Below are 11,910 nucleotides of genomic sequence, written 5' to 3' on the forward strand. Positions count from 1 at the left end.
AGCAAACAAATTGATTATTCACATAACCACAACCATCAGCACAAACGCCTTGCGCATTACACTCGACAGATGGGTCGGCGCTACACATGAAACCAGTACCATTAGCAACACACTGTTCGTCACCCGGTTGCTGTTGATTAGCATCGGGTCATAATCTGGCACATCACTATCGCCAAAACAGTTAATTTCTAAGTCTGGCTCGTAGTAATGCCATTCGCCATTAGACACCATCTGAAAGCCACAGCTGGCACCGTTATTATCGTTAGTAACACAGACCTGTAATGACGTATTACCCGCCATTGGCATAACCGTGCCATCGGTGGCAAGTGAACCGCAATTTGATGCGCTATCTAACTCATTAGGTTCATAACAACGGTCAATTTCACCATCGCCAGTTGAATCGTAACTATAGGAATAATTCGGGTTTGTTTCAGGGGGCATGAGCTTTCTGATATATCTTCTTGTTTGAATGCGTGACCGACTTTTTGGTCATACTTCCACGTCCCATCTGACCATGTAACAGCGCAATGCCAAAAGACTTCATTGGGTGTACTTGTATTTGCAGTACATTCGCCCAAGAATCGCCCCACAAGTTAATTGAGTTTTTACCTTGGTCGCGACACGCCTCTAAATCCATGATTTTCGCAGGAAACGAATTAAATGCGCCACAAAGCCATTGCTCGGTAATATCTTTCTGTGGCGATTCATAACTCGCAGTATCATAAATCGTTGTCGCCTGTACTATAGACGACAAAAGGGCTGAAATCAGCCCGAGAACTAATAACAGCCCTTTCATCATTACCACCTATTAAGTTGAGCGACCTAGGAACTTCTTCGCTAGCTTCATAATAAGCAGTGGCTTTTGGATTGCTAAGAACAGCACCATAGCCGCAGCAGCAAACAGACCTACAGTGACACCAATTTCCGTGAAGATTTCAGTGCCATCGGTATTAGCCATTGCTGACCCATAAAACCAACCATCAAAATGGTTGCTGCAGTTGCTTTTTTAAACATACATATTTCCTTATGTAGACACACCTAAAAACACGCGTAATGCGTATTGCTTCATACCAAGCGCAAAACCAATACATGCTATACAGAGGTAATAGCTTGCGCTGGCAAGTACAATGCCTTTATCTACCAAGCCCCAAAAATCGTGTTCGATTATTTCCATGACTGACCTATTCCATACGAAATCAGAAAAGTGAGAATCGATGTAAAACCGATAAACAGTGATATAGAGAGCGTTAAAAACGTACTAATATCCATGCTTTCTACGACCCTTGCAGCTGTAATAGATAACAGCAAATGTAAAAAGGCCACCGAACGCAAAGCTAGTGACAGAGAGAAAAATCGCGTCCAGTGGCAACATATCTAGACCTTTAAGGCTGATTTGACAGCCTTTGCAAGTTTTGTTTGTGGATACCCAAAGTAAGATAAATCAGCAAAATCAACGTTCGTTTTCTGCGTAGATTCAAAGCGAATTACCTCACCAGACTTGCTTTTGACATAAACAGTTAACATCGTCATTTATGCCGCCTTAACAGACTTGCGTACTTCACCGTACGGGTCTGCTAAATTTGCATCGATAATCTTTGAATCACGCTGGAAGTTGTATTCAACATTCACGCGACCATTGAACTCATTACCCGAAGCCCAAACTTCAACATAGACTTCCTTACCAACAAGCGGTGCTGCCATGCGCTCAACTTCTGCGCGTGTTTGGTCGTTGTATCGAACGTCAACAATACGTTTCTCTGGTTGACCATATTTGTTGGTGAAACTTGAAGAAATGCCGAGGTTATAACCGTAAACTTTGCCAGCCTTGCTGGTCAGCGTTTGGAAACCCTCTACGACACCTTGAACGAATAACTTAGCCATAATTAAGACACCTTTTTTAGTACATAACCCACATGGGTTTTATCGGAAGTTGGATCTAAAACAAGACCCTCATTAAAAGCCCAAGCAGGCGTTGATACAGGCTTGGCCTCAAGAACTTTAAGAAGTGGTACAACGTTGGTTTGATTCGGTTGGTCACATGACATATTGATGTCAATGTCATGCTCTAATAATTCTTTGCGTTGACGATAAAAAGTCGTTCGAGGAAGCAACGTTTTCAAGTCATGGCCTTGCGTCCAAAGCATATAAGTTGATTGCAATTTGCGCGGCAAATTAAGCGCTGAGCTATCTGTTAGTGTCACGTTCTTAGACATTTCAAGCCTCCCGAGATAGGCGTTGTATAATTCTTCAATTCGCTCGGGCGTTAAATCGGCACCCTGTTTTATTTCTAATTTGGCTAACTCCATACCACGGAGTACCAATTCAATCCTGAGCTTTGACTCAGCCCATTTAGGTATTTTTGTATTTTTAAGTTCATCGGGTAATTGGTGTTTTTTACCCGAGTTGATTTCGTCATATTTGCAGTAGGCTTTAATTGCCCAACGGCGTGAATTCTGACCCCAATAAACAGTGCCACCCTTGCTAGTTGGGCGACCATGACGGGTTTTAGATTTAAGCTCGGCAGCTTTCAACCAGCTACGAACAGAAAGAAGATTGTCGAGTTCAAACGACTCATTAATATCAATGCGAGTAATACGATAGTGACCACGTTGAACAGCCCAAAATTCTTGGTCTGTGTAGTCAATTTGGAGATAGCCCGTGATTACCTTGAACGTGCGAGATACAAGCGGTAGTAAATGATTAATGCCAAAGACATTGTGACCTTGCGTGAACTTTGACGGGTTACCGTCAATTTGAAGATGTGTCGCTTTGCCCTGCCCGTTCGAACCTAACGAACGAATAGATATTGAAGATTCATAAGACCCTGCTTGAATGCGATTTCTGCAAACTGTTTCATACTCGATTTCACCGTCAGCCTTGACCTTGATAAAGCGGTCAGATGCTATCGGTTCATGCTCAAGCGCGATTTCTACAGTAGCCCAATCAATCATGCTTACGTCGTCCTGTGACATGTTACATATTACATTGGATGTAAATGTATACGTGTTACATATAACATGTCAATAGTAACTTGTAACTTGTGACGTAATTCCTATGATCAGAGTACGACTAAACATTGTGTTAAAATAAATGGCTAAATTAATATCAACGGTAAGAGTTAAACCAAAGCACGCAGAAGCGCTAAAGGAAAAGGCGTACGACCTAACGGTCGAAACAAAGGAAGTCGTATCTGAAGCAGAGATAATCCACTTCATTCTCGAAAGAGAAATAGAAAAAGTATCAGTGGAAGACTGGCTAAAAAAACAGGATTAGTCCCACGAATGGGACAAAAGTGCAGTATTACAGGTACTGCACTTTTTCTTCGTACCCCAAAACATGGTTTTGCCTACGGCCGTTAAACTTCGTTTGGAGTCCATAACGTGATCGTTAAAAGAGTCTGGCAGAGCGAAAAACTACAGCTGCAAAAAGCGCAGCAGCTTACAAGCGCCCGCTCCGCTCAGCATCAAACCTACGGTTTAATAATCCCTTAATCATCGAAACCAACCCAATCTTCGTTATCCTCCATAGAATCAATAAGTTCATCAGTGGGACTTAAAAGATGAGCGTTAGCAGTCTTAAAGTTATCAATAAGAGTAACGGAATTAATTGCAGCTCGTTGATTAGTTAACGCAAACGCTAAAAGAAAAGCGCTATCTTGGCCAAGTTCGAGCGCGGCCGTCTCGGCCATAGACGTTAAGTTACGTAAAGATGCTTCATTATGTTGCTTATAGCATTTGATTAAAGACTTAACTGCATGCTCAGCACCAAGAGGAACGCGAACGCCTTTAGTCGGTTCGGCAACCTTAGAACCTTTAGGGCGACCAGCACCCTTTCTTACGCCACCATGATTAGACATGAAAAGTATCTCCAACAAACTTAACAATAGCCTTGCGAGCGTCTGTAGCGCTGATTTCGCGGTCACAGCGATAGCGTAGAGAGATATCAGAGTAAAAACCTGAAACAATCACTGTATCAGTACCCTTCTCCCAAAAGAACTCGATATCTTTGAAACTACAAAAAACGCAAGACTTAGTGTTTTCAACAAAGTTTAAATCAGATTGCTTAGCCATAACGTTATCTCTCTTGATTGTTTGTATACATTTAATTATAGAGACTCTTGATTAATTGTCAACATTTAATCAATAGAAAACATGATTATTTGTATACTTTTTATCAATTATGGATACCCGTACATAATAAAAAACCCCACCGAATTGGCAGGGTTTGAACTTCGCACAATGTGATTATGTTACGTGCGCTTTCAGCGGCCTACGCCACTGGCGATTATGCTACGGCAAACACTCAACATAATCTGATTTTATTGTGCGCAGTTTTATATTGGCGCCAAAACAACAAAACCCATCATTAGATGGGTTCTGAAGAGATCTTTAGTTTGACGAGCTGCATTGTTTACGCCAGTGACAAGGTTCTATGCCTACCATTCCATTTAAGTCAGTTACCATATACAGCTATAAGGCACTTAACCGATTCGCCCAGGTCATTTAGTTTAGCGACTCCGTATTGGTCAATTACAGTAGATCAGACAAAATAAATAATGTCAACGAATAAACATAAATTTCATTGTGCGCAGTTAGCTCAATAAGTACTTGATACAACACGCTAGCAATAACAGCTTAAGCAAGATACTTACAAGCAGCTCTACAGCCTCTAGCGATAAACGTAAACCAGTGTCTTTGTTAGGCATATCAATCCTTAAATGGAGCAAGAATTTTATCTAATGGTTGTTCGCCGCTTTCGCTAGGCGCAGAGACCTCACGGCTCTGAGCCGTCGCTTCAATCGGTCGACCTGCATTGCATGTAATGTAAATGCTCTCAGAATCTTTAATTAAGTTAGCACGGCACTCATTAATGTAACGTACGCGATAGCCGTGATGCTCAGGATAAACAACAGCATTATTTGATTCGAACACATAATCAAAGCTTTTTGTTGATTTAACTGAAGCAGTAATAAACACACCATCAAGTGGGTGTTTGGGTTTCAATTCAGCAACCGACTCTTTTACAGACTCAGGAACGCTAGCACTCGCTTCAACTTCTTCAGCGGGTAAAAACATCCAAGACAATACACCCGCAACTATTGCCCCAGTGAAAAAGGCCGGACGGTTCTTTTCGGGGCGACCTGCTTGGTCTGACTCGTTAAATCTACGGGTCTGATGTTCGGTATCATTTGTATATCTCCCATATATGTACCAAGACGGCAACACAGTGCAAACGCCTTGAATGTCTGAATCCTTTTCAAATATTTGGCATGTATTGTATGCGTTATAAAGCTCAGCACCTTGGTAATACCAAGTATCAACCGTATGCATACCAGCTGACGTTTTATATTTAACGTTACCCACGTGAACCTTAGGCGGCTTAATCTCTTTCTTGCCTAATGCCTTAGACCATTCACCAAGAATGGGCATCTTCATACGGTCGGTACGCTGACAATAAACAACATGCTCACCAAGCGCATCCCTAGCCTGTTTATCTAGCATTTCTTCATCTTGAACAATTAAAAGTACATGCCAACCTTGCTTGCGCAAGTGAACAACTTTTTTAACCATGTTGCCACGATCTGAATTGCGATAATCACGCGAGTTAAGCCAAACAGCACCCTCATCAAGTACCATGAGCCCAGCTTCATCATCATTAAACTTGCCTTTTAAAACGCCGTCATAACCAACACCACACGCATCCAAATCATTAGCGGTTGGGTAATCAGGTACTCGCATTACACGAGCGCTCTTGTCGTCTTTATCTGTGAGATACTCCATGAATAAATCCATGTTTGTCACAATACGAGAACCGCGATCTAAATACATTTTGATTCTTGATACAGCAATCAACGATTTACCACCGCCAAGAACGCCCGTTACGATATAAATCATTTGGCTATCTCTATTTTCAAACCAACAACTTTCATCGTCATATCATATGTAATTAGGCTTGCATGAAAGCCAACAACCAACCCAATGCAGTGATTGATATTGCTAGGTAAAAAATACAAACCCGTCATTACATCAGCAGACATGCCATTAATTGCAGCATTAAGCGCAGTAGAAAACGCCAACACAACCGCAGCTGTCGCAGTGGCCATGACAGCAAGTGCAGCAAGTATCACCCCGACTTTGACCGTTACTTTAGACAAAATCCATGTGACAGCTGAGGTAACAAAACCACCAATCATCGTTGCCAAAGCGGGTAAGCCTATAATTGCAGGTAACGGCATTAGTTCTTACTCCTTGTAAATCGGTTACTAAACACATGGAAAATGTAAAACGCAGTGAGACCATAGAAGAACGTGGCCATGAGCGAGCGAACAATATCCGCAGCTGGACATATGTCTATTGCAAACAGACTAAAATCAATAGCAGTACAAGAACCAACCGGAGGGAAAATATTTTTTAAGACATCGAAAACGGAACCATCAAAAGCATCGAGATAACCATCAAAAAGACCATCTTCGTGCAGCTTTGCCTCTTCATCTAATGCAGCATTTAACTTGTCTGTGACGTCACCAACCATTGCGTCACCATCAGGCATAGGCGATTCATCAATCAACATACCTGCGGCCTCTTTCATACCGTTGATTAGACGCTCATAGTCAAGCACAAATGAGCCACCTGACCCGCCATTGTTACCACCGTTCTCACCACCATTATCATCACAGTTTTCACCTGTACATGGTTCGGGGTCTGGGTCGGGCTCTTCCTCTTTGGCTTTACAAGTCGGTGATTCGGGATTTTTAGTGCAGTCCAATTCTGGCGGTTCGCAGCCCTCGCCTGTGCATGGCGTTTCACGAAAGCAAACAAATTGATTATTCACATAACCACAACCATCAGCACAAACGCCTTGCGCATTACACTCGACAGATGGGTCGGCGCTACACATGAAACCAGTACCATTAGCAACACACTGTTCGTCACCCGGTTGCTGTTGATTAGCATCGGGGTCATAATCTGGCACATCACTATCGCCAAAACAGTTAATTTCTAAGTCTGGCTCGTAGTAATGCCATTCGCCATTAGACACCATCTGAAAGCCACAGCTGGCACCGTTATTATCGTTAGTAACACAGACCTGTAATGACGTATTACCCGCCATTGGCATAACCGTGCCATCGGTGGCAAGTGAACCGCAATTTGATGCGCTATCTAACTCATTAGGTTCATAACAACGGTCAATTTCACCATCGCCAGTTGAATCGTAACTATAGGAATAATTCGGGTTTGTTTCAGGGGGCATGAGCTTTCTGATATATCTTCTTGTTTGAATGCGTGACCGACTTTTTGGTCATACTTCCACGTCCCATCTGACCATGTAACAGCGCAATGCCAAAAGACTTCATTGGGTGTACTTGTATTTGCAGTACATTCGCCCCAAGAATCGCCCCACAAGTTAATTGAGTTTTTACCTTGGTCGCGACACGCCTCTAAATCCATGATTTTCGCAGGAAACGAATTAAATGCGCCACAAAGCCATTGCTCGGTAATATCTTTCTGTGGCGATTCATAACTCGCAGTATCATAAATCGTTGTCGCCTGTACTATAGACGACAAAAGGGCTGAAATCAGCCCGAGAACTAATAACAGCCCTTTCATCATTACCACCTATTAAGTTGAGCGACCTAGGAACTTCTTCGCTAGCTTCATAATAAGCAGTGGCTTTTGGATTGCTAAGAACAGCACCATAGCCGCAGCAGCAAACAGACCTACAGTGACACCAATTTCCGTGAAGATTTCAGTGCCATCGGTATTAGCCATTGCTGACCCCATAAAACCAACCATCAAAATGGTTGCTGCAGTTGCTTTTTTAAACATACATATTTCCTTATGTAGACACACCTAAAAACACGCGTAATGCGTATTGCTTCATACCAAGCGCAAAACCAATACATGCTATACAGAGGTAATAGCTTGCGCTGGCAAGTACAATGCCTTTATCTACCAAGCCCCAAAAATCGTGTTCGATTATTTCCATGACTGACCTATTCCATACGAAATCAGAAAAGTGAGAATCGATGTAAAACCGATAAACAGTGATATAGAGAGCGTTAAAAACGTACTAATATCCATGCTTTCTACGACCCTTGCAGCTGTAATAGATAACAGCAAATGTAAAAAGGCCACCGAACGCAAAGCTAGTGACAGAGAGAAAAATCGCGTCCAGTGGCAACATATCTAGACCTTTAAGGCTGATTTGACAGCCTTTGCAAGTTTTGTTTGTGGATACCCAAAGTAAGATAAATCAGCAAAATCAACGTTCGTTTTCTGCGTAGATTCAAAGCGAATTACCTCACCAGACTTGCTTTTGACATAAACAGTTAACATCGTCATTTATGCCGCCTTAACAGACTTGCGTACTTCACCGTACGGGTCTGCTAAATTTGCATCGATAATCTTTGAATCACGCTGGAAGTTGTATTCAACATTCACGCGACCATTGAACTCATTACCCGAAGCCCAAACTTCAACATAGACTTCCTTACCAACAAGCGGTGCTGCCATGCGCTCAACTTCTGCGCGTGTTTGGTCGTTGTATCGAACGTCAACAATACGTTTCTCTGGTTGACCATATTTGTTGGTGAAACTTGAAGAAATGCCGAGGTTATAACCGTAAACTTTGCCAGCCTTGCTGGTCAGCGTTTGGAAACCCTCTACGACACCTTGAACGAATAACTTAGCCATAATTAAGACACCTTTTTTAGTACATAACCCACATGGGTTTTATCGGAAGTTGGATCTAAAACAAGACCCTCATTAAAAGCCCAAGCAGGCGTTGATACAGGCTTGGCCTCAAGAACTTTAAGAAGTGGTACAACGTTGGTTTGATTCGGTTGGTCACATGACATATTGATGTCAATGTCATGCTCTAATAATTCTTTGCGTTGACGATAAAAAGTCGTTCGAGGAAGCAACGTTTTCAAGTCATGGCCTTGCGTCCAAAGCATATAAGTTGATTGCAATTTGCGCGGCAAATTAAGCGCTGAGCTATCTGTTAGTGTCACGTTCTTAGACATTTCAAGCCTCCCGAGATAGGCGTTGTATAATTCTTCAATTCGCTCGGGCGTTAAATCGGCACCCTGTTTTATTTCTAATTTGGCTAACTCCATACCACGGAGTACCAATTCAATCCTGAGCTTTGACTCAGCCCATTTAGGTATTTTTGTATTTTTAAGTTCATCGGGTAATTGGTGTTTTTTACCCGAGTTGATTTCGTCATATTTGCAGTAGGCTTTAATTGCCCAACGGCGTGAATTCTGACCCCAATAAACAGTGCCACCCTTGCTAGTTGGGCGACCATGACGGGTTTTAGATTTAAGCTCGGCAGCTTTCAACCAGCTACGAACAGAAAGAAGATTGTCGAGTTCAAACGACTCATTAATATCAATGCGAGTAATACGATAGTGACCACGTTGAACAGCCCAAAATTCTTGGTCTGTGTAGTCAATTTGGAGATAGCCCGTGATTACCTTGAACGTGCGAGATACAAGCGGTAGTAAATGATTAATGCCAAAGACATTGTGACCTTGCGTGAACTTTGACGGGTTACCGTCAATTTGAAGATGTGTCGCTTTGCCCTGCCCGTTCGAACCTAACGAACGAATAGATATTGAAGATTCATAAGACCCTGCTTGAATGCGATTTCTGCAAACTGTTTCATACTCGATTTCACCGTCAGCCTTGACCTTGATAAAGCGGTCAGATGCTATCGGTTCATGCTCAAGCGCGATTTCTACAGTAGCCCAATCAATCATGCTTACGTCGTCCTGTGACATGTTACATATTACATTGGATGTAAATGTATACGTGTTACATATAACATGTCAATAGTAACTTGTAACTTGTGACGTAATTCCTATGATCAGAGTACGACTAAACATTGTGTTAAAATAAATGGCTAAATTAATATCAACGGTAAGAGTTAAACCAAAGCACGCAGAAGCGCTAAAGGAAAAGGCGTACGACCTAACGGTCGAAACAAAGGAAGTCGTATCTGAAGCAGAGATAATCCACTTCATTCTCGAAAGAGAAATAGAAAAAGTATCAGTGGAAGACTGGCTAAAAAAACAGGATTAGTCCCACGAATGGGACAAAAGTGCAGTATTACAGGTACTGCACTTTTTCTTCGTACCCCAAAACATGGTTTTGCCTACGGCCGTTAAACTTCGTTTGGAGTCCATAACGTGATCGTTAAAAGAGTCTGGCAGAGCGAAAAACTACAGCTGCAAAAAGCGCAGCAGCTTACAAGCGCCCGCTCCGCTCAGCATCAAACCTACGGTTTAATAATCCCTTAATCATCGAAACCAACCCAATCTTCGTTATCCTCCATAGAATCAATAAGTTCATCAGTGGGACTTAAAAGATGAGCGTTAGCAGTCTTAAAGTTATCAATAAGAGTAACGGAATTAATTGCAGCTCGTTGATTAGTTAACGCAAACGCTAAAAGAAAAGCGCTATCTTGGCCAAGTTCGAGCGCGGCCGTCTCGGCCATAGACGTTAAGTTACGTAAAGATGCTTCATTATGTTGCTTATAGCATTTGATTAAAGACTTAACTGCATGCTCAGCACCAAGAGGAACGCGAACGCCTTTAGTCGGTTCGGCAACCTTAGAACCTTTAGGGCGACCAGCACCCTTTCTTACGCCACCATGATTAGACATGAAAAGTATCTCCAACAAACTTAACAATAGCCTTGCGAGCGTCTGTAGCGCTGATTTCGCGGTCACAGCGATAGCGTAGAGAGATATCAGAGTAAAAACCTGAAACAATCACTGTATCAGTACCCTTCTCCCAAAAGAACTCGATATCTTTGAAACTACAAAAAACGCAAGACTTAGTGTTTTCAACAAAGTTTAAATCAGATTGCTTAGCCATAACGTTATCTCTCTTGATTGTTTGTATACATTTAATTATAGAGACTCTTGATTAATTGTCAACATTTAATCAATAGAAAACATGATTATTTGTATACTTTTTATCAATTATGGATACCCGTACATAATAAAAAACCCCACCGAATTGGCAGGGTTTGAACTTCGCACAATGTGATTATGTTACGTGCGCTTTCAGCGGCCTACGCCACTGGCGATTATGCTACGGCAAACACTCAACATAATCTGATTTTATTGTACGCAGTTACGTGTAAGAAGTGCTGTGATGCCTTTGGTTAGCCTAGCTTATCACTTCTCCTGCGCTCAGGCTTCGCTCGTCGGCGTTCTGCACGTCAGCTAACGCAAATGCACAAGCGGTTCTTCGTCTGTGACTTTACGTAGATGGCCATTGCAATGATTGCATGTAATGAACAAGCTATCGTATTCATCATACCAGGATGGCTTACCACAGTTGTCACATTGTAAGTCTGGTTGTTTGCCTGGACGCTTTACGCTGCTTGTACGTGTTTCAGTTCGCATGAGACTTCTTCCTCCATATACGATAACTCGTCATCAAGCTCACCAAGTAACACCGCTACCTTAGCGTTAAGCTCTGCTTGTGCTTGCTCTGGTGCTAAACGCTTAAGTAGAAACTCGTTTATCATGACTATGTCTCGGTGTAACTTCATCGCTTTAGATAGATGCTCGTTCATAACTAAATATCCTTATTTTGAAATGACTGGTGCGCTGCTTGTCTGCTTATCAAGTTTGTTGATAACTAAGCCAAAGCGTTTAAGCTCAAGACCACCAAAGTTGTTTATGACAAAGCTTTTCTCAGAGATTTCATATTTGCCTGCTGGGTATACAGCTGCTGGGCCATCGACTTGCAGCGTCATCTTGACGGGAAACTTATCGCCAAGATGTGCATATGCCGTTTGCTCATAGAACACACGACCTTCATTGCCATCTTTAGGCGGTAACTTACGACTGGTTACGTTTACATCTTCTTGGAAAACTTCAATGGTTAACATG

At 42.3% G+C, this 11,910-nt stretch carries 21 protein-coding genes; all 21 read right to left on the bottom strand.

All coding sequences use genetic code 11. The annotated features are described in order from the left end of the window. Positions 1-18: 18 nt before the first annotated feature. Positions 19-441 (bottom strand): hypothetical protein, encoded by a 423-nt coding sequence (locus EXU30_RS00270; protein ID WP_130597297.1) that lies wholly within the window; start codon positions 439-441, stop codon positions 19-21. Next, positions 431-799 carry a hypothetical protein gene (locus EXU30_RS00275; protein WP_130597298.1) on the bottom strand — a complete coding sequence of 123 codons (369 nt, stop codon included), beginning with the start codon at positions 797-799 and terminating at the stop codon, positions 431-433. Before EXU30_RS00275 ends, EXU30_RS00270 begins: the two co-directional genes overlap by 11 nt. A 9-nt stretch (positions 800-808) precedes the next feature. Continuing rightward, positions 809-958: a hypothetical protein gene (locus EXU30_RS20200; RefSeq protein WP_165398937.1), complete on the bottom strand. Its 150-nt coding sequence runs from the start codon at positions 956-958 to the stop codon at positions 809-811. Between the two features lie 66 nt (positions 959-1,024). Then, positions 1,025-1,174 (bottom strand): hypothetical protein, encoded by a 150-nt coding sequence (locus EXU30_RS20205; RefSeq protein ID WP_165398935.1) that lies wholly within the window; start codon positions 1,172-1,174, stop codon positions 1,025-1,027. A 356-nt stretch (positions 1,175-1,530) separates the two neighbouring features. Then, the gene (locus EXU30_RS00280; RefSeq protein WP_130597287.1) at positions 1,531-1,881 is read right to left on the bottom strand and encodes a hypothetical protein; all 351 of its coding nucleotides are present in this window, start codon (positions 1,879-1,881) and stop codon (positions 1,531-1,533) included. A gap of 2 nt (positions 1,882-1,883) precedes the next feature. After that, the gene (locus tag EXU30_RS00285) at positions 1,884-2,951 is read right to left on the bottom strand and encodes a phage/plasmid replication protein, II/X family (protein WP_130597288.1); all 1,068 of its coding nucleotides are present in this window, start codon (positions 2,949-2,951) and stop codon (positions 1,884-1,886) included. Between the two features lie 536 nt (positions 2,952-3,487). Further along, positions 3,488-3,856 (bottom strand): hypothetical protein, encoded by a 369-nt coding sequence (locus EXU30_RS00290; protein ID WP_130597289.1) that lies wholly within the window; start codon positions 3,854-3,856, stop codon positions 3,488-3,490. Further along, positions 3,849-4,070, bottom strand: coding sequence for a hypothetical protein (locus EXU30_RS00295; protein WP_130597290.1), 222 nt, complete (start codon positions 4,068-4,070; stop codon positions 3,849-3,851). Before EXU30_RS00295 ends, EXU30_RS00290 begins: the two co-directional genes overlap by 8 nt. A gap of 636 nt (positions 4,071-4,706) precedes the next feature. After that, positions 4,707-5,894, bottom strand: coding sequence for a zonular occludens toxin domain-containing protein (locus tag EXU30_RS00300; protein WP_130597282.1), 1,188 nt, complete (start codon positions 5,892-5,894; stop codon positions 4,707-4,709). Beyond that, complete coding sequence (locus tag EXU30_RS00305; protein ID WP_130597283.1) at positions 5,891-6,235, bottom strand: DUF2523 family protein; 345 nt, start codon at positions 6,233-6,235, stop codon at positions 5,891-5,893. Before EXU30_RS00305 ends, EXU30_RS00300 begins: the two co-directional genes overlap by 4 nt. Further along, positions 6,235-7,251, bottom strand: coding sequence for a hypothetical protein (locus tag EXU30_RS00310; protein ID WP_165398934.1), 1,017 nt, complete (start codon positions 7,249-7,251; stop codon positions 6,235-6,237). The genes EXU30_RS00305 and EXU30_RS00310 overlap by 1 nt, the downstream gene beginning before the upstream one ends. Further along, positions 7,161-7,610: a hypothetical protein gene (locus EXU30_RS00315; RefSeq protein ID WP_130597285.1), complete on the bottom strand. Its 450-nt coding sequence runs from the start codon at positions 7,608-7,610 to the stop codon at positions 7,161-7,163. Before EXU30_RS00315 ends, EXU30_RS00310 begins: the two co-directional genes overlap by 91 nt. 9 nt (positions 7,611-7,619) lie before the next feature. Next, positions 7,620-7,826: a hypothetical protein gene (locus EXU30_RS00320; RefSeq protein WP_130597286.1), complete on the bottom strand. Its 207-nt coding sequence runs from the start codon at positions 7,824-7,826 to the stop codon at positions 7,620-7,622. 10 nt (positions 7,827-7,836) lie between these two features. Further along, positions 7,837-7,986: a hypothetical protein gene (locus tag EXU30_RS20210; protein WP_165398935.1), complete on the bottom strand. Its 150-nt coding sequence runs from the start codon at positions 7,984-7,986 to the stop codon at positions 7,837-7,839. Positions 7,987-8,342: 356 nt separating this feature from the next. After that, complete coding sequence (locus EXU30_RS00325) at positions 8,343-8,693, bottom strand: hypothetical protein (protein WP_130597287.1); 351 nt, start codon at positions 8,691-8,693, stop codon at positions 8,343-8,345. A 2-nt stretch (positions 8,694-8,695) separates the two neighbouring features. Beyond that, on the bottom strand, positions 8,696-9,763 hold the full coding sequence (locus EXU30_RS00330) for a phage/plasmid replication protein, II/X family (RefSeq protein WP_130597288.1): 1,068 nt from the start codon (positions 9,761-9,763) through the stop codon (positions 8,696-8,698). A 536-nt stretch (positions 9,764-10,299) separates the two neighbouring features. After that, a complete protein-coding gene (locus EXU30_RS00335; RefSeq protein WP_130597289.1) occupies positions 10,300-10,668 on the bottom strand; it encodes a hypothetical protein in 369 nt (122 codons plus the stop codon). Further along, complete coding sequence (locus tag EXU30_RS00340) at positions 10,661-10,882, bottom strand: hypothetical protein (protein WP_130597290.1); 222 nt, start codon at positions 10,880-10,882, stop codon at positions 10,661-10,663. The genes EXU30_RS00335 and EXU30_RS00340 overlap by 8 nt, the downstream gene beginning before the upstream one ends. A gap of 353 nt (positions 10,883-11,235) precedes the next feature. Next, positions 11,236-11,418, bottom strand: coding sequence for a hypothetical protein (locus EXU30_RS00345; protein ID WP_130597299.1), 183 nt, complete (start codon positions 11,416-11,418; stop codon positions 11,236-11,238). Further along, complete coding sequence (locus EXU30_RS00350; protein WP_130597300.1) at positions 11,388-11,591, bottom strand: hypothetical protein; 204 nt, start codon at positions 11,589-11,591, stop codon at positions 11,388-11,390. Before EXU30_RS00350 ends, EXU30_RS00345 begins: the two co-directional genes overlap by 31 nt. A 12-nt stretch (positions 11,592-11,603) precedes the next feature. Continuing rightward, positions 11,604-11,909: a single-stranded DNA-binding protein gene (locus EXU30_RS00355; protein WP_130597301.1), complete on the bottom strand. Its 306-nt coding sequence runs from the start codon at positions 11,907-11,909 to the stop codon at positions 11,604-11,606. Position 11,910: the final 1 nt, after the last annotated feature.

Source organism: Shewanella maritima, assembly GCF_004295345.1.
GTDB lineage: Bacteria > Pseudomonadota > Gammaproteobacteria > Enterobacterales > Shewanellaceae > Shewanella > Shewanella maritima.